This window comes from Pseudolabrys sp. FHR47 (assembly GCF_005153485.1).
Classification (GTDB): Bacteria; Pseudomonadota; Alphaproteobacteria; order Rhizobiales; family Xanthobacteraceae; genus Pseudolabrys.
In genome coordinates this window covers 973,585-990,000 of record NZ_CP039740.1, presented here as the reverse complement: position 1 = coordinate 990,000, position 16,416 = coordinate 973,585, and the positions used below count along the sequence as shown (strand labels likewise).

Below are 16,416 nucleotides of genomic sequence, written 5' to 3'. Positions count from 1 at the left end.
CTACGCCGCCGGCAACGGCGTCGTCGAGAAGGAGGGCTGGGAGTCCGGCTACGGCAAGTTCATCCTCGTCAAGCACAACAACGGCTACGAGACCGCTTACGGCCACATGAGCGCCTATGCCCGCGGCATGGAAGTTGGCAAGCGCGTGCGCCAGGGACAGGTGATCGGCTTCGTCGGCTCGACGGGCCTGTCAACGGGCGCACATGTGCACTACGAAATCCGCGTCAACGGCCGCTTCGTCGATCCGATGCGCATCAAGCTGCCGCGTGGCCGCGAACTCGCCGGCTCGATGATGACGGCGTTCGAGCAGGAGCGCGAACGCCTCGACGCGATCATGGCCCGCAAGCCCGCGCGCATGGCCGCGAGCGCGCGGTAAAGACGCTCCGCGCACCTGTCGATATCAGCGCAACAACAAATCAGAATGTGAAAGTTATGCGCGCTCTTCTTCACCCTCCCCTGGAGGGGGAGGGTCGCGAGCTTTGGCGAGCGGGATGGGGTGAACTGAGAGGTAGAGAAAGTCACCCCACCCCGACCGCTTTCGTTTTACTCAAGCGGTCGACCCTCCCCCTCCAGGGGAGGGTGAAAAACTCTACGCTGCCTTGGCGAGCCTGCCGTTGAAGCTCAGCCCCAACGGCCCGCCCGAGACGTTGACTGTCTCGCCGTCCTTCACGGTGCCGGAGAGGATCATCTCGGCGAGCGGATCCTGCACCGATTTCTGGATCACGCGCTTGAGCGGGCGCGCACCGTAAGCCGGATCCCAGCCCTTGTTCGCCAGCCATTCGCGGGCCGACGGCTCAAGCGTGATGACGATCTTGCGGTCGGCGAGCAGCTTTTGCAGCCGCTTCATCTGGATATCGACGATCGAGGTCATCTCCGACTTCTGCAGGCGATGGAACAGGATGATCTCGTCGACGCGGTTGAGGAACTCCGGCCGGAACGCCGAGCGCACCACGCCCATCACCTGATCGCGCACCTTGTCGGTGTCGTCGCCTTCCGGCTGGTTCACCAGATAGTCGGCGCCGAGATTCGACGTCATGACGATCAAAGTGTTGCGGAAGTCGACGGTGTGGCCCTGACCATCGGTCAGGCGGCCATCGTCGAGCACCTGCAGGAGGACGTTGAACACATCCGGATGCGCCTTCTCGATCTCGTCGAACAGCACGACCTGGTAGGGCCGGCGCCGCACCGCTTCAGTGAGCGCACCGCCTTCGTCATAGCCGACATAGCCCGGAGGCGCGCCGATCAGGCGCGACACCGCGTGCTTCTCCATGTACTCGGACATGTCGATGCGCAGCAGCGCGTTCTCGTCGTCGAACAGATATTCGGCGAGCGCCTTGGTGAGTTCGGTCTTGCCGACGCCGGTGGGGCCGAGGAACATGAACGAGCCGATCGGCCGGTTCGGGTCCTGCAACCCAGCGCGAGCGCGGCGCACCGCGGTCGACACGGCGGCAACGGCCTCTCTCTGGCCGATGACCCGCTTGCCGATCGCCTCTTCCATGCGCAGCAGCTTGTCCTTCTCGCCTTCCAGCATCTTGTCGACCGGCACGCCGGTCCAGCGCGACACGACGCCGGCGACATGATCGGCGGTCACGGTCTCCTCGACCATGGCGCCCTTGCCTTCGCTGGCCTCAACGTCCTTGAGCTTCTTCTCCAACTCGGGAATGCGGCCATAGGCGAGTTCGCCCGCCTTCTGGTATTCGCCCTTGCGCTGGGCGATGGCGAGTTCGTTGCGGGCGTCGTCGAGTTGCTTCTTGAACTCCGTCGCCGAGCCGAGCTTTTCCTTCTCCGCCTTCCAGCGGCTGGTGAGATCGGCCGACTGCTTCTCCAGCGCGACCAGTTCGGCTTCGATGTTCTTCAAGCGGTCCTTCGAGCCCGGGTCGGTTTCCTTCTTCAGTGCTTCCTGCTCGATCTTGCGCCGCACGATTTCGCGGTCGATCGAGTCGAGCTCCTCGGGCTTGGAATCGACCTGCATCTTCAGGCGGGCACCGGCCTCGTCGACAAGGTCAATGGCCTTGTCGGGCAGGAAACGATCGGTGATGTAGCGGTTCGAAAGCGTCGCGGCCGCGACAATCGCCGAATCGGCGATGCGCACGCCGTGGTGCTGCTCGTATTTGTCCTTGAGGCCGCGCAGGATCGAGATCGTGTCCTCGACCGTCGGCTCGGAGACGAACACCGGCTGGAAGCGCCGCGCCAAGGCGGCGTCCTTCTCGACGTGCTTCTTGTACTCGTCGAGCGTGGTCGCGCCGATGCAGTGCAGTTCGCCGCGCGCCAGCGCAGGCTTCAAAAGGTTGGAGGCATCCATGGCGCCGTCGGCCTTGCCGGCACCGATCAGCGTATGCATCTCGTCGATGAACAGGATAATGCCGCCCTCGGCCGAGGTGACCTCGTTGAGCACGGCCTTGAGGCGCTCCTCGAACTCGCCGCGATATTTCGCGCCGGCAATCAGCGCGCCCATGTCGAGCGACAAGAGCTTCTTGTCGTTAAGGCTCTCCGGCACATCGCCGTTGACGATGCGCTGGGCGAGACCCTCGACGATGGCCGTCTTGCCGACGCCGGGTTCGCCGATCAGCACCGGATTGTTCTTAGTCCGGCGCGAGAGAACCTGGATGGTGCGGCGGATTTCCTCGTCGCGACCGATGACCGGATCGATCTTACCCTCGCGCGCCGCCTGGGTGAGGTCGCGGGCATATTTCTTCAGCGCATCATAGGCGTTCTCCGCCGACGCTGAGTCGGCGGTGCGGCCCTTGCGCAGGGCTTCGATGGCGGCATTGAGGTTCTGCGGCGTCACGCCAGCACGCGACAAAGCCTTGCCGGCCTCGCTGTCCTTCTCGACGGCCAGCGCGAGCAGCAGGCGCTCGACAGTGACGAAACTGTCGCCGGCCTTCTCGCCGGCTTTTTCGGCGGCGTCGAAGACCCGCGCCAGAGCCGGATCGAGATACACCTGCCCTGCCCCGGCACCGGAGACCTTCGGGCGCTTGGCCAGCGCCGCCTCGGTCTCGCGCAAGGCTTGGCGGGAATTGCCGCCGGAGCGATCGATGAGCCCCGCCGCCAGCCCCTCGGGGTCGTCGAGCAGGACTTTCAGGAGATGTTCGGGGGCGAACTGCTGGTGGCCCTCGCGCAGGGCCAGAGATTGCGCCGACTGGACGAAACCGCGGGCGCGGTCGGTGTATTTCTCGAAATTCATCGTCTAACTCCCTCGGCCCATAAAGGCACCGTTGAATTCAGGCCCCTTTTGGAGGCGACCTGTTGATCCTTATGTGGGAACCACTTTGCCGGTTTGAAGGGCCGCCCTGCTTGATATAGGTCAGGATTAACCCCCTGAGCTTAGCGGTTTCCATGACAGACCAGGCCATTATCGACGCAATCTACCGCTACCCGGTTAAGGGCCTTTCGCCCCAGAAACTACCCCGGGTGACCCTCACGGCCGGGCTGACCCTGCCGGCCGACCGGCTCTACGCCATCGAGAATGGCCCGACCGGCTTTGACCCGGCGGCGCCCGCCTATTTCCCCAAGACCCGCTTCCTGATGCTGATGCGCAACGAGCGGCTGGCCGGCCTCAAGACCGACTACGACGAGGCCAGCCATACGCTCGTGATCGTCCACGAGGACCGCGAGGCCGTCCGTGCCGATCTCCGGACTAAAGAAGGCCGGCTGGCGGTCGAGGCCTTCTTCCGCAAGTTCATGCCGGCGGAGCTCAACGGTCCGCCCAAGGTTTTGTCCGGTGAGGCATCGCCGGGCGGACTGCACAGCTTCTCCGATGTGGCGAAGAAAGTCGTGTCGATCATCAACCTCGCCTCGGTCGCGGCGGTCGAGAGTGCGATCGGGCAGCCGGTCGATCCACTGCGCTTTCGTGGCAATCTTTATGTCACCGGCTGGCCGGCGTGGCGCGAGTTCGACCTGCTCGATCAGGAAATCGAGGTCGGCGACAAAGTGCGGCTAAAGGTGGTCAAACGCATCGTCCGCTGCGCCGCGACCAATGTCGATCCGGTCACCGCGGCGCGCGATCTCAATATTCCGAAGTCGCTGATGCAGACCTTCAATCACATGGACTGCGGCATCTATGCCGAGGTCATCGAAGGCGGGGACATTGCGGACGGCGATACGCTGAAGGTCAACGCGCTGCTGTAGCTCGTCATTCCGGGACACGTCCGCAGGACGTGTCCCGGAATGACGACAAGGTCTAGCGCGCTATCGTCAGACCATTCGAGGCAACGAGCCCCGGCGCACGCTGCTCGACACGCAGTTCGCGCCGCTGAATCGGCGCGGCGTGAGGCTGCATTACCGGCATACGCGAAACCTGCGGCGGCTGTGCCTGCGGCCGCGCCGCCTCCTGCGGCATGACCGGCGGTTGCCTAGCCGCCGGCGCGCGCTCTTTCAGCCCGAGGAACTCGGCCAAGGCCGGATCGAGTTGCACATCCCGGCGGGCCTGCGATGGCGACACCGGGCGCGGCTCCGGCCCGGTCCCACGCGGGCGGCCCTTAGCGTTGTATTCGGATTCGATGACCGCAAGCAGTTCGGCGATCGGCGAGTCGAGCTCGTTGTCGGTGCCTTTCTGCGGCGCGCCGCGGTCGGCGAATTGCGTCGGGGCACGCTGGTCGGTCGGCATCACATAGGCGATGACGCGCGAGCGCGGATAGATCGCCTCACCGACCTTGCGGCCGTGGTTGCCGGAAATGACGATCGGATTGCCGCTCGGGTCGATGCCGGAGACGACACCAACATGGCCGCCATTCTTGCCGCGCGTGAGCACGGCGATGGCGCCGATGCGCGGCTCGTGGATGCGGCGGCCGTACTGCGCGAAGGAGCGCGCGGCGTCCGAATTGGTGCCGGAATAGCCGACTTTGGCGAGAACCATGTTCATGAAAGTCGCGCACCACAGCCGATCGCGCGCGGTCGGATTTGTCCCCATGTACTTGCGCGCTTCGAGGACCAGCGCCGGCCAGCCGGTGAGCGGCGCCTTCGGCGGCGCCGAGATCGCAGTGCTGCGCAGGCGATTGGCGTTGGCCTCGCGCTGCGCGCGATGGGCCAGCGCTTTATTCTTCGTCGAGGCAGTCTGCTGAGCAACCTTCGGTTTGGCCTGTGGCATCGGCTGGCTGAAAGCCGGTTCGCAGAAGGCGACCAATGCGATGCCGCCAGAAGCGACCATCATCCGCATTTTACGCATGGAAGTGTCCCCGATTCCAAAACGTTCCTCGCGCGCCGTGACGCGCGCCGCCGTGCATCGGGGATAGCACGGACAATTTTCAACAAATGATCGGATTGAATTAACGGTGAAGTGACATGGTGAAGTGAAATGGTGAACACGAGCGATTTAACCATGCGTGTTCACCACGTCGTCCTCCGCGAAGGCGGAGGACCCAGCACTTTTTGTTCCCTGAGAAAGCGCTGGATCGTCCGCCTTCGCGGACGATGACAACGCATCGCTCAACCCTTCCGGCTCAGCAAAAACACGCCCTGCTCGCCGAACATGTTCCAGAACCACCATGGCGCATTGAGGCGCAGCGGCGAACCCCAGGCATTGAGCGCCACCGCCTTGTCGATTGAAATGCCGACGGTCTGGCAGAGCTGGACGAAGTCCTTGATCGTGCAGTGGTGAATGTTCGGCGTGTCGTACCAGCTGTAAGGCAGGATGTCGGTCTGCGGCATGTGCCCCTGAAACAGCAACTGCATGCGCACCGTCCAGTGGCCAAAATTCGGGAACGAGACGATGGCGTGCCGGCCGATCCGGAGCATGTGCTCAAGAACGACGCGCGGCTGGCGCGTCGCCTGCAGCGTCTGCGACAGGATGACGTAATCGAAGGCGTCGTCGGGATAATCGGCAAGATCGGTGTCGGCGTCGCCCTGGATCACGGCGAGTCCCTTGGCCACGCACTCGTTGACACCCTCGCGCGACAATTCGATGCCGCGGCCGTCGACGTTGCGGGTGTCCGCGAGAATCTGCAGCAGCTCGCCGTCGCCGCAACCGACGTCGAGCACTTTGGCGCCGCGCTCGACCATATCGCTGACCAGCATGAGGTCGACGCGCGCGCCACTGCCGTTACGAACCTGCGGGTTGAGTTTTCTGTCGCTCATGGCCATTGCCGATCTTGCGAGATTACTTCTTCGCCGAAAGCCACGGCAATCCGCGCGCTTTTCCGGCGCCATCGAGGAAGCCACGCACGATGGCGAACATTTCGGGCTCGTCGAGCAGGAAGGCGTCGTGGCCCTTGTCGGTGACAATCTCGGCGAAGGAGACACGCGCCTTGGCGGCGTTGAGTGCATGGACGATGGCGCGCGACTCCGGCGTCGGGAACAGCCAATCGCTGGTGAAAGAGATCACGCAAAAGCGCGTCGGCGTATCCTTGAAGGCATTGGCAAGCACACCACCGGCGTCCGCGGCGAGATCAAAATAATCCATCGCCCGCGTGAGATAGAGATAGGAGTTAGCGTCGAAGCGCTCGACAAATGAGATGCCCTGGTGGCGCAGATAGCTTTCGACCTGGAAATCGGCATCGAACGAGAACGTCGCCTTCTCACGGTCCTGAAAGTTACGGCCGAACTTGCGGTGCAGCGCCGCGTCCGACAGGTAAGTGATGTGTGCGCCCATGCGCGCGACCGCGAGGCCGCGGCGCGGATTGGTGCCCTCAAGATGGTAGCGTCCGCTCTTCCACTCCGGGTCGGCCATGATGGCCTGACGGCCGACTTCGTGGAACGCGATGTTCTGCGCCGAATGCCGCGTCGCAGTGGCAATCGGCAACGCGGCGAACACGCGCTCGGGGTAGCTCGCTGCCCATTGCAGCACCTGCATGCCGCCCATCGAGCCGCCGATCACGGCGAACAAGGTTTCGATACCGAGACGGTCGAGCAGCATCGCTTGCGCGCGCACCATGTCGCGGATGGTGATGACGGGAAAATCGAGCCCCCAGGGCTTGCCGGTCGCCGGATTGGTCGAGGCCGGCCCGGTGGTGCCCATGCAGCCGCCGAGCACGTTCGTGCATATGATGAAGTAGCGTTCGGTGTCGATCGGTTTGCCGGGGCCGATCAGGGTCTCCCACCAGCCATTCTTGCCGGTCACCGGATGGACGTTGTTGACGTGCTGATCGCCGGTCAGCGCATGGCAGATCAGCACCGCATTGCTGCGTTCCGCGTTCAGCGTCCCGTACGTGGTGTAAGCAATCTGGAACGGCGATAGCTCGACGCCGGCATCGAGCTTGAGCGGTCTGTCGGCGCCGAAGCGGGCGACGTTGGAAGCACGCGGATTGTCAGCGTCGCGGACAATCTGGTCGCGCACCAGTTCGCTCTTGGTCGGTTTAACGTTCATCACGAACACGGCCTCCCGTGGGGAAGGCCTCCCGGACACATCAGGCCATAAAAAAACCGGCCTGAACGAAGGTTCGGCCGGGACCCTTGATGTTCCCCGGCCTGTTTAGCGAGTTGTTTAACGTGGCTGCAAGCCGGCCGGCTCAAATGACCACGGAATGGCCCGTACTTATTCCTCACCCTCGGCCGCGTCAAGCCGGGGCCGAGGCCGCAGAACCCGGTGGGCCGCCGCCTTCATCCCAACAAGGTTAGGTTTTCTTTGCCTTTAAGGCCCGTCTTTCCTATCAATGCCCACCATGAGCACGCCGCCCAAACCCATCGACCTCGCCGCGCTCCGCCAGGAGATCGACCGCATTGACGAGGCCATGCACCAGCTCCTCATGGAGCGCGGCGACATCATCGATCGTCTGATCGAGGTCAAGAAGAGCCAGGAGACCGGCTCGGCGTTTCGTCCCATGCGCGAAGCGCAGATGATGCGGCGTCTCGCCGAGCGCCACAAAGGCATCCTGCCGCTCGATACCGTCGAGAGTATCTGGCGTGTCATCATCGCCACGTTCACCTATGTTCAGCAGAATTTCTCCGCCCATGCCGACTTCTCGGCCGGCGACGCGCAGATGCGCGATTCAGCTCGCTTCCATTTCGGCTTCACGGTGCCGCTGGTGCCGCATATGGGCGCGGCTGGTGTCGTCGCCGCGGTGTCGGAATCGCGCGGCGATCTCGGCCTCGTGCCGGTGATCTCCTCGGTCAGCGCCGGCGCGTGGTGGAACGCGCTCGAATTCGATGCCGCGCCGAAGATCATCGCCCGCCTGCCCTTCGTCGAGCGTCACGACCACCCGGCGGCGCTGCCGGTGTTCGTGATCTCCCGCGTCGCCGACGATGCCCGCGCCACCGAGGTCGAGGTGTGGAGCGTCCGCGTCTCGGGCTGGAGCGCCAAAGCCGCGCAGACCCTGACCACCTTGGCCGAATTCCTGGCGGTGCCGGACCGCGCCTTCGACGGCGCGGCGCTGCTGGTCACCCTGCCGAGTAACCAGAGCATCCACGACATCGCCCAGCACCTCGGCAAAGCCGGCGCCACCGTCCGCTCGATGGCCCTCGTCGGCAGCCACGCAACCCGCTATACGGTTGCCGCCGACAAGGCCTGAGCCACCCCGGCTCGACCCCTCCGGCCCACTTTCAGCAATGGCTTGAACATGACTGCCACCAATTCCCCTTCGCGTCCCGTTCCGCGTCCCGGCGTGCTCGACATCGCACCCTACGTCCCCGGCAAGAGCAGCGCGCCCGGTGTCGACAAGATCTACAAGCTGTCGTCGAACGAGAGCCCGCTCGGCCCCTCGCCGAAGGCGGTTGCCGCCTATCAGGCCGCAGGCGCCAAGCTCGAGGACTATCCGGACGGCGCCGTCATCGAACTGCGCAATGCCATCGGCCGCGTCTACGGGCTCGACCCGGCGCGCATCGTCTGCGGCGCCGGCTCCGATGACCTGCTCAACATGCTGGCGCAGGCTTATCTGAGCGACGGCGACGAAGTCGTATACTCGCAACACGGCTTCTTGATGTATCCGATCTACTCGCTGAGCCGCGGCGCCAAGCCGATCGCGGTACCGGAGAAGAATTACGTCGCCGACATCGACGCCATGATCGCGGCGGTGACGCCGCGCACGAAGCTGGTCTTCCTTGCCAACCCGAACAACCCGACCGGCACCTATGTGCCGTTCGACGAGGTCAAGCGCCTGCACAAGGCGCTGCCGCCGAACGTCATCCTCGTGCTCGACGCCGCCTATGCCGAATATGTGCAGCGCAACGACTACGAGGCCGGCATCGAGCTGGTGGCGACGTCGGAGAATGTCGTGATGTGCCGCACCTTCTCCAAGATTCACGGCCTCGCCGCGATCCGTCTCGGCTGGCTCTATGGCCCGGAGAGTATCGTCGACGTGCTCAACCGCGTACGCAGCCCGTTCAACGTCAATTCGGCCGCGATCAAGGCCGGCATCGCCGCCATTGAAGACACCGCGCATCTTGAGAAGTCGATCGCGCACAACAACCAGTGGCTCGGCTGGGTCAGCGATGAAATCGATAAGCTCGGCCTCAAGGTGACGCCGAGCGTCGGCAATTTCGTGCTGATCCACTTTCCCGAGACCAAGGGCAAGACCGCGCCGGAGGCCGACGAGTTCCTGACCAAACGCGGGATCATCCTGCGCCGCGTCGCCGGCTACGGCCTGCCGAACTGCCTGCGCATGACGATCGGCACCGAGGAGGCCAACAAGCTCGTCGTCGCCGCGCTCAAGGAGTTCATGGGGAAAGCGGCGTGAGCAAGCAGGCGCCGCTCTACAACCGCCTCGCGCTTATCGGCGTCGGACTGATCGGCTCGTCGATCGCGCGTGCCGCGAAGGCGCAAGGCGCGGTCGGCTCGATCGTCGCGACGGCGCGCTCGGAGGCGACGCGCAAGCGCGTCGCCGAGCTCGGCCTCGCCGATCAGGTGGTCGAGACCGCCGCGGCCGCGGTCGAAGGCGCCGATCTGGTTATCGTCTGTACGCCGGTCGGCGTCTGCGGCACGGTGGCCAAAGAGATCGCGCCGCATCTGGCGCCGGACGCGACCGTGTCCGACGTTGGCTCGGTCAAAGGCTCGATCGTGCGCGACATGGGCCCGCATATTCCGAGCGGCGTGCACTTCGTGCCGGCGCATCCCGTCGCCGGCACCGAATATTCCGGGCCCGACGCCGGCTTCGCCGAGCTGTTCGTCAACCGCTGGTGCATTCTCACGCCGCCGCCCGGCCAGGATCAGGCCGCGATCGACAAGCTTGCCGCATTCTGGAAACTGCTGGGCGCCAATGTCGAGACCATGGCGCCGGATCACCACGACCTTGTGCTCGCGGTGACGAGCCACCTGCCGCATCTCATCGCCTACACGATCGTCGGCACCGCGGATGAGCTCGAGACCGTGACGCGCTCTGAAGTATTGAAATTCTCGGCCGGCGGCTTCCGCGACTTCACGCGCATCGCGGCGTCCGATCCGACGATGTGGCGCGATATCTTCATCACCAACAAGGACGCGGTGCTGGAGATGCTCGGCCGCTTCAATGAGGACATCGCGCTGCTGACCAAGGCAATCCGCAACGGCGATGGCGATACCTTGTTCGAGCACTTCACGCGCACGCGCGCCATCCGTAAAGGCATCGTGCAGATCGGCCAGGATTCACCAGCGCCAGATTTCGGCCGCAGCCATCAGAACCTGCCGCCCGAGCCGCTGCCGAAGCCTTACGCTTCGGACGATTAATCACCTTTCCGCGAGCGCCAGCCGCGCGCCGAGCAGCACGAAAGCCGCGGCGAAGGTGCGCCGCATCCAGGCCATGACGCGCGGCTTTGTGACGACGCGATCGCGGATCGCGGCGGCGAACAGGCCGTAAACGACGAAGACCGCGAAGGTCATCAGCATGAAGACGGCGCTGAGTTCGAGCATCAGCGCGACCGGGTTCGGTTCGCTCGCCGAAACGAACAGCGGAAGAAAGGCGAGGAAGAAGATCGACAGCTTCGGATTGAGGATGTTGATCAGGAAACCCTTGACGGCGATGCCGATCGGCGGACGCCGGTCGCCTTCCTTCGAGACGCTGAGCGCACCGTGTTCGCGCAGCGCGCTCCACGCCATATAGAGCAGATAGACGCAGCCGGCATATTTGAATATCTGGAAAGCGAGCGCGCTGGTGTGCAGCAGCGCCGCGAGGCCGAGGATCGCCGCCGCGATATGCGGCAGGATGCCGAGGGTGCAGCCGAACGCGGCGGCGATACTGGCGCGCGAGCCGCGCGTCAGGCCGACGGCCAGCGTATAGAGCACGCCGGTACCCGGCGAAACGACGACAATGAAGGACGTGATGAGGAATTCGAGTGTCATGCCGGTGTCTCCGCCAGCATGGTAGCGCGCGATGCGGTCGGGACGCCACCCGGTTTCTGGCGACATCAAAACAGCGGCGGCGTCTCGCCGAGCGGGATCGGCCCGAGATAGAGGCGGCCGTCGTCGACGCGCAGCGGCAGCGCCACCGCCGGACGGCCCTCGAGTGTGGTCTGCTGGCCGAGCAGGTTGATGCCGGCCGAAAGATTAGCCCCGACCTGCTGTTTCGCCGCCTGGCCGAGACCCGGCGAGAGGCGATCGAGCGCGCTGGCGAGCTTGTCCATCGACGGCGCCGACTGCACCAGTTTCTGCGCGTCGATAGATTTCAGGAATGGTTCGAGGCCAGCAACGGTGAGCCGCAACTCGCCCTGCAATCGGCCCGCCGCGCTGACGGTCAGCGTACCGGAGCCAACCGCCAGCGTCTCACCCTGGACCAAGCGGCTTTCGTTGATCTCGATCCTGCCGCCATTGGCCGCGATTTCGCGGAATCGCTCCGGCCACGGCTTCGGCGCGAAATCGCTGAGGCCGCGCAGCACCATATCGACAACGGCGTCGATCGGCTGCGCCGACAAAGCGCGCACGCCCGGTGCGAAGGCGCCGCGGGTACGCAACGCCACTTCGACCACCGGCCGCTGCGTGACCATACCCTCGATGAGACGGCCGTGAAGCTCGAGATGTTCAGCGCGCAATGCGGGCCGCGCGTTACCCTCTTCGATCACGTCGAAGGCGGGCCGTTCGAACACCAGCGACAACCGCTCCGGCCGCGTCGGCGTACCGCGCAAGCTCGACTGAAACAGCTTCCAGTTGACCGACAGCTCGGCCGGGCCGCCCGGCGCCGATACCGTGATCGGCCCCTGATACTCGCCGATCAGCAAAGTCGGATCATAGACCTGAGAGACCAAAGTCACGCCCTTGGTCTTCATCTCGAAGGGAATGCGACTGCTCTTGATCTGGGCTGTAGCGCCACTGCACCTGAACTCGAAACGGAAAGGGAAGCCGCCAAAGTTTTCCTCGCCACAAGCGAAGATGCGACCGGACTGTGCCTCGCGCGCGCGCCAGCCGTCGAGCATGTCCCGTGCCTTGCCAGCCGCCACATACCAGAAGGCCGACCACCCGCCGACCAGCAGCGCGACGATTACAATCATCACGACGTAGCGCCGCGACGAGGAACGGCGGGATGGCGAGTCGAGGGACATAGCGGGGTGAAAAACCTGTCAATTGCGGCAGTTTAGCGCCACGTCCGACGGCGCGCCGCAATGGCGCCGTTGTGCGCAGGATCGGCCCCGGACACAAGGGCGAACGCCCCGCCGGGGCGAAAGTTTCACCGTAAACCTCGTGTCTTACCCCATGCCCGGCGCCCCATTGCGCCCGGACCGGTAGACTGCTACGCGCCCCGCCCGGTTTGGACCATTCCGACTTCCTGGGCAGATGACGGCCTCTTCCGACGATAGCGGCGATCTCTGGGTGTTCGCCTATGGCTCGCTGATGTGGCGCCCCGGTTTCGAGGCGCTGGAGCGGCGCAAGGCCCGCCTCGTCGGCGCCCACCGCGCGCTCTGTGTCTATTCCTTCGTTCACCGCGGTACGCCGGAAAAGCCGGGCCTGGTGCTTGGGCTGGACCGCGGCGGCAATTGCCGCGGCATTGCCTACCGGGTCGCCGCCGACAAGCGCGAGCAGACCATCGCCTATTTGCGCGAGCGCGAGCAGGTCACGATGGTTTACCTGGAAGCCTGGCGGCAGGTCTGGCTCGACGACGACCCGCGCGAGAGCGTGCGCGCGCTGTGCTACATCGTCGATCGCGGCCACGAGCAATATGCCGGCAATCTGACCGCCGCCGAGCAACTGCATTACTGCCGGCAAGGCCACGGCCGCTCCGGCGCCAATCGCGATTACGTCATTGCCACGGTCGAGGAACTGGAGGCGATGGGCGTGCGGGACCACGCGTTGCACATGCTCGCGCAGCAGCTCAAGGGAAATTGAGAAGCTATTTGGCCTTCTGCAATTCGCGGCGGCCTTCTTCGATCAGCCGCGCCGTCGCCGTTTCAATCTCGTTCTGCAATCGGGCGAAGAATTCGCCTTGCTCCAGGCCCGGCGGGATGACATCGAGAAACTCGACAACGATCGTACCCGGATAGCGAAGCAGGCTGCGACGCGGCCAGAACAGGCCCGAGTTCAACGCGACGGGCTGGCACGGCACGCCGGCGCCAGCGTACAGATGCGCCACGCCGAACTTGTAGCGCGGCTCCGCGCCGGCGGGGCGTCGCGTACCCTCCGGGAAGATGATGAGCTGGCGGCTCTGCATCAGTTCGTAACGCGCCCGCGCGGTCATGGCCCGAAGCGCCGCCGCGCCGCCGCCGCGATCGACCGGCACCATGCGGCCCTTGATGGTGAACCAGCCAAACAGCGGAATCCACTGCAGCTCGCGCTTGAGGATGAAGACCGGATTGGGAAACAGCGTCACCAGCGAGAACGTCTCCCATGCCGACTGATGCTTGGAGGCGACGAGCAGCGGGCCCTGCACGATTTTTTCACGCCCGCGCACCTCAATCTTCACGCCGGCGATCACCCGCAGCAGCCAGAGGTTGATCCGGCCCCAGAGGCGGGCGATTTCGACGATGCCCCAATAAGGCATCAGGAATGTCGGCAATGCAACGACAAGCAAAATCGCCGTGTTCAAGTAGAACGCGATGTTAAAGAGAACGGAGCGGATGATCAGCACGGGCCAGAGGTCCTTAAGTATTGGGATCGGGGTCGAGGCCCATGCGCACGAGCGCGAACAGATATTTGAGATATTCGGCGACAAGGAAGCGCGTGGTGCTGATGCTTTCCCACCACGGCTCGGTACGCACCTTTTCCGATATGACCGGATAGGGGACCAGCTTCACGTCGGGCAACTGATGCGCGATCTCGGCCAGGGCGCGCGGCATGTGCCAATTCGAGGTCACGACGATCAGCGACATGAAATTGTGCTCGCGCGTCCAGCGTTTGGTCTCCAGCGCATTGCCGAAGGTGTTGAGAGCCGAGCGATCGAGGTCGATGCAGCAGTCGAAATATTTGGAGTAGAGCGGCGTCAGGCGCGCGATCTCGCTCGCCGAGGTGGCACGGTGAACGCCGGTGATGAGCAGGCGCTTGCCGCGTTCGGAGGCCAGAAGCTCGATCGCGTCCGGGATACGGGCGGCGGCGCCGGTCAGGGCGACGATGCCGTCCGCCTTGCGGCTCAGGGGCACTTCGCTGTCCGCGATCTGGGCGGCAAACCAGAAGAATCCGGCGGTCAGCACCAGTGCGCCGACGATCGCGACGGTGACGGTCAGAAAGCCAATCCAGCGGACAAAGCCAGCGAACATTGCGTCTCGAAGTCCATTCAAGTCGGGGACGGCATAGCACTATGGCGTGCCGCGATCTACGCGCAAAACCGGCGCGAATTCCCCTGAAATCTAGTCGATCGCCTCCAGGGTGCGGTTGACGGTGTGCCGCGATGTCAGCGCGGTAACGACAGCGCTGAGCACGATCTGGGCGAGCACGGCGAGATAGCCGAGAAATCCCAGTGAAAACGAGCCGAACAGTGCCGCGCTCTGATCGCCGCCCGCGGTGCCGGCGGTGAAGTGGCCGATCAACGCGGCGAGCGCGAACAGCAGCACTGCCGCGCCGCCGCCAATGAGGCCGCCTTGCAGGCCCATGACGAGGAAGTGGCGCTGGAAGTTGCCAGCGATGAAGTTGTTCTTGGCGCCGACCAGATGCAGCACCTCGATGACGTTGCGGTTCGTCGCCATCGCGCCGCGCGTCGCAAAGGTCACGGACAGCACGGTGGCCGCCAGCATCAGGACGAGGATGACGATGCCGCCGGCAACGACAGAGCCCGCCATCGCGCGCATGCGTTCGATCCAGCCGCGATGATCGTCGAGCGTCGCGCCCGGCGCCTGATCGATCAGCAGACGGTTGAGCCGCGCCATGTCGACGGTTTCGCCCGAGGCGAGCCGCACCACGATGAGCCGCGGCACCGGCAGGTCGCCGAGGGAGAGCCCGCTGCCAAGCCACGGCTCGAGCAGCTTCGAAGACTCCTCCTTCGAGAACACGCGCACGTCGCCGACGCCGGGGAAGGCGCGCGCGATCGCCGCGGCCTTCGTCACCGTCGCATCGGTATCGCGGCCGGGCGCCGGCACAACCTGGATGGTGACTTCACGCGCCACATCGGCCTGCCATTCACCCGCCGCCTGTCCGACCAGGATGACGGCGCCAGTGGTCAACGACGCCAGGAACGTCATGATGGCGACGACCGCGATTAGCGCGCGGCCGGCGATCGAATTGCGCGGCACTACCGGCGTCTCGAAACGCGGCCGCGCCGGCACCGCGAAGCGCGGAGGCGTGGTCGTTTCCGTATCGGTGTCGTCTGTGACGGCCATGACCAGTCTTGTTGCGTTCAGTCGTAAATATGCAGCCGGCCGTCGTGCAGCACGAGGCGGCGGGCGTCGTATTGATCCATCAGCGCGATGTCGTGCGTCGCGATGACGACCGACGTGCCCGATTTGTTGAGCTCGATGAACAGCCGCAGCAAACGCTGCGCCAGTGGCGGATCGACATTGCCGGTCGGCTCGTCGGCGAGCAGCAGTTGCGGCCGCGCGATCACCGCGCGGGCGATGGCGGCGCGCTGCTTCTCGCCGCCGGACAGGACCGGCGGCAGCGCCCACATGCGGTCGCCGAGGTCAACCCAGTTCAGGAGTTCGATCACCTCGTCGCGGTAGCTCTCCTCCGGGCGCCCCATCACGCGCAGCGGCAGCGCCACATTCTCGTAAGTCGTCATGTGATCGAGCAGCCGAAAGTCCTGGAACACGATGCCGATGCGCCGGCGCAAGGTCGCCACCGCATCCTTGGATAGTGTCGCGACATCGTGGCCGAACTGCGTGATCAGGCCACGCGTCGGCCGCAGCGACAGGAACAGCAGCTTCAGGAGCGAGGTCTTGCCGGCCCCCGAGGGCCCGGTCAGGAACTGGAAGGAATGCGGCTCGATGCGGAAGGTGAGGTCGCGCAGCACCTCGGGCCCGAGCCCATAGCGCAATCCTACATTTTCGAATCGGACCACGCCGGCCTCCGCTTCTTCTTGTCGCGAGCCTTTTGATTCCGGCCCGAAAACCATGCGCCCGGCCTTGAAGCCCCCAAAGGCCGGTCACGTCCCGATAATTCTCACGTTTTACAGGAGAATCAGCGCGCCGCCATAGGCTGTACCCGGGCGTCTCGCGGCTCCG

16 protein-coding genes and 1 riboswitch (1 of these 17 only partly in view) are annotated in these 16,416 nt (G+C 64.7%); of the genes, 6 read left to right on the top strand and 10 right to left on the bottom strand.

Translation table 11 applies throughout. The features are described 5' to 3' along the window. On the top strand, positions 1-376 hold the end of the coding sequence (locus E8Q40_RS04910) for a M23 family metallopeptidase (RefSeq protein ID WP_246663004.1). 1,610 nt of this gene lie to the left of the window's left edge; 376 of the gene's 1,986 nt are visible here — the last part of the coding sequence; its start codon lies beyond the left edge, outside the window; the stop codon is at positions 374-376. A gap of 213 nt (positions 377-589) precedes the next feature. Here the strand turns inward: E8Q40_RS04910 and clpB are convergent, their stop codons facing one another. Further along, the gene (clpB, locus tag E8Q40_RS04905) at positions 590-3,184 is read right to left on the bottom strand and encodes an ATP-dependent chaperone ClpB (protein ID WP_137043326.1); all 2,595 of its coding nucleotides are present in this window, start codon (positions 3,182-3,184) and stop codon (positions 590-592) included. A 152-nt stretch (positions 3,185-3,336) separates the two neighbouring features. Here clpB and E8Q40_RS04900 point away from each other — a divergent pair, with 152 nt between their 5' ends. Then, positions 3,337-4,128: an MOSC domain-containing protein gene (locus tag E8Q40_RS04900; RefSeq protein WP_137043325.1), complete on the top strand. Its 792-nt coding sequence runs from the start codon at positions 3,337-3,339 to the stop codon at positions 4,126-4,128. A gap of 52 nt (positions 4,129-4,180) precedes the next feature. Here E8Q40_RS04900 and E8Q40_RS22405 read toward each other — a convergent pair whose 3' ends face one another. From E8Q40_RS22405 to E8Q40_RS04885, 3 genes are all read right to left on the bottom strand, one after another. Next, positions 4,181-5,164 carry a TIGR02594 family protein gene (locus tag E8Q40_RS22405; protein WP_370455232.1) on the bottom strand — a complete coding sequence of 328 codons (984 nt, stop codon included), beginning with the start codon at positions 5,162-5,164 and terminating at the stop codon, positions 4,181-4,183. Positions 5,165-5,424: 260 nt separating this feature from the next. Beyond that, complete coding sequence (gene metW, locus E8Q40_RS04890) at positions 5,425-6,072, bottom strand: methionine biosynthesis protein MetW (RefSeq protein WP_205995693.1); 648 nt, start codon at positions 6,070-6,072, stop codon at positions 5,425-5,427. 22 nt (positions 6,073-6,094) lie between these two features. After that, positions 6,095-7,303, bottom strand: a complete 1,209-nt coding sequence (locus E8Q40_RS04885; protein ID WP_370455231.1) for a homoserine O-acetyltransferase — start codon at positions 7,301-7,303, stop codon at positions 6,095-6,097. A gap of 81 nt (positions 7,304-7,384) precedes the next feature. Continuing rightward, positions 7,385-7,464, bottom strand: a riboswitch (SAM riboswitch). 131 nt (positions 7,465-7,595) lie between these two features. Here E8Q40_RS04885 and E8Q40_RS04880 point away from each other — a divergent pair. The 3 genes from E8Q40_RS04880 to E8Q40_RS04870 are packed head-to-tail and all read left to right on the top strand — an operon-like array spanning position 7,596 to position 10,570. Continuing rightward, entirely contained in the window at positions 7,596-8,441 is an 846-nt protein-coding gene (locus tag E8Q40_RS04880; RefSeq protein WP_137043323.1) for a chorismate mutase, read from the top strand. 48 nt (positions 8,442-8,489) lie between these two features. Continuing rightward, the gene (gene hisC, locus E8Q40_RS04875; protein WP_137043322.1) at positions 8,490-9,605 is read left to right on the top strand and encodes a histidinol-phosphate transaminase; all 1,116 of its coding nucleotides are present in this window, start codon (positions 8,490-8,492) and stop codon (positions 9,603-9,605) included. Then, a complete protein-coding gene (locus E8Q40_RS04870; RefSeq protein WP_137043321.1) occupies positions 9,602-10,570 on the top strand; it encodes a prephenate/arogenate dehydrogenase family protein in 969 nt (322 codons plus the stop codon). Before hisC ends, E8Q40_RS04870 begins: the two co-directional genes overlap by 4 nt. Here the strand turns inward: E8Q40_RS04870 and E8Q40_RS04865 are convergent, their stop codons facing one another. Further along, positions 10,571-11,182 (bottom strand): LysE family translocator, encoded by a 612-nt coding sequence (locus tag E8Q40_RS04865; protein WP_137043320.1) that lies wholly within the window; start codon positions 11,180-11,182, stop codon positions 10,571-10,573. A 65-nt stretch (positions 11,183-11,247) separates the two neighbouring features. Beyond that, entirely contained in the window at positions 11,248-12,324 is a 1,077-nt protein-coding gene (locus E8Q40_RS04860; protein ID WP_246663074.1) for a DUF2125 domain-containing protein, read from the bottom strand. A gap of 283 nt (positions 12,325-12,607) precedes the next feature. Here E8Q40_RS04860 and E8Q40_RS04855 point away from each other — a divergent pair, with 283 nt between their 5' ends. Further along, positions 12,608-13,156: a gamma-glutamylcyclotransferase gene (locus E8Q40_RS04855; protein WP_137043318.1), complete on the top strand. Its 549-nt coding sequence runs from the start codon at positions 12,608-12,610 to the stop codon at positions 13,154-13,156. Between the two features lie 4 nt (positions 13,157-13,160). Here the strand turns inward: E8Q40_RS04855 and E8Q40_RS04850 are convergent, their stop codons facing one another. The 4 genes from E8Q40_RS04850 to ftsE form a co-directional block, all read right to left on the bottom strand. Further along, a complete protein-coding gene (locus E8Q40_RS04850; protein ID WP_246663003.1) occupies positions 13,161-13,895 on the bottom strand; it encodes a 1-acyl-sn-glycerol-3-phosphate acyltransferase in 735 nt (244 codons plus the stop codon). A gap of 13 nt (positions 13,896-13,908) precedes the next feature. Beyond that, positions 13,909-14,520: a YdcF family protein gene (locus E8Q40_RS04845; protein ID WP_137043317.1), complete on the bottom strand. Its 612-nt coding sequence runs from the start codon at positions 14,518-14,520 to the stop codon at positions 13,909-13,911. Positions 14,521-14,610: 90 nt separating this feature from the next. Beyond that, positions 14,611-15,576 (bottom strand): ABC transporter permease, encoded by a 966-nt coding sequence (locus E8Q40_RS04840; RefSeq protein WP_137043316.1) that lies wholly within the window; start codon positions 15,574-15,576, stop codon positions 14,611-14,613. A gap of 17 nt (positions 15,577-15,593) precedes the next feature. Beyond that, positions 15,594-16,253, bottom strand: a complete 660-nt coding sequence (ftsE, locus tag E8Q40_RS04835; protein WP_115515552.1) for a cell division ATP-binding protein FtsE — start codon at positions 16,251-16,253, stop codon at positions 15,594-15,596. Between the last annotated feature and the right edge of the window lie 163 nt (positions 16,254-16,416).

Coding starts and splice junctions, on each gene's coding strand:
- clpB (WP_137043326.1), bottom strand. CDS start 3,184: ATGAATTTCGAGAAATACACCGACCGCGCCCGCGGTTTCGTCCAGTCG.
- E8Q40_RS04900 (WP_137043325.1), top strand. CDS start 3,337: ATGACAGACCAGGCCATTATCGACGCAATCTACCGCTACCCGGTTAAG.
- E8Q40_RS22405 (WP_370455232.1), bottom strand. CDS start 5,164: ATGCGTAAAATGCGGATGATGGTCGCTTCTGGCGGCATCGCATTGGTC.
- metW (WP_205995693.1), bottom strand. CDS start 6,072: ATGAGCGACAGAAAACTCAACCCGCAGGTTCGTAACGGCAGTGGCGCG.
- E8Q40_RS04880 (WP_137043323.1), top strand. CDS start 7,596: ATGAGCACGCCGCCCAAACCCATCGACCTCGCCGCGCTCCGCCAGGAG.
- hisC (WP_137043322.1), top strand. CDS start 8,490: ATGACTGCCACCAATTCCCCTTCGCGTCCCGTTCCGCGTCCCGGCGTG.
- E8Q40_RS04865 (WP_137043320.1), bottom strand. CDS start 11,182: ATGACACTCGAATTCCTCATCACGTCCTTCATTGTCGTCGTTTCGCCG.
- E8Q40_RS04860 (WP_246663074.1), bottom strand. CDS start 12,324: ATGATTGTAATCGTCGCGCTGCTGGTCGGCGGGTGGTCGGCCTTCTGG.
- E8Q40_RS04855 (WP_137043318.1), top strand. CDS start 12,608: ATGACGGCCTCTTCCGACGATAGCGGCGATCTCTGGGTGTTCGCCTAT.
- E8Q40_RS04845 (WP_137043317.1), bottom strand. CDS start 14,520: ATGTTCGCTGGCTTTGTCCGCTGGATTGGCTTTCTGACCGTCACCGTC.
- E8Q40_RS04840 (WP_137043316.1), bottom strand. CDS start 15,576: ATGGCCGTCACAGACGACACCGATACGGAAACGACCACGCCTCCGCGC.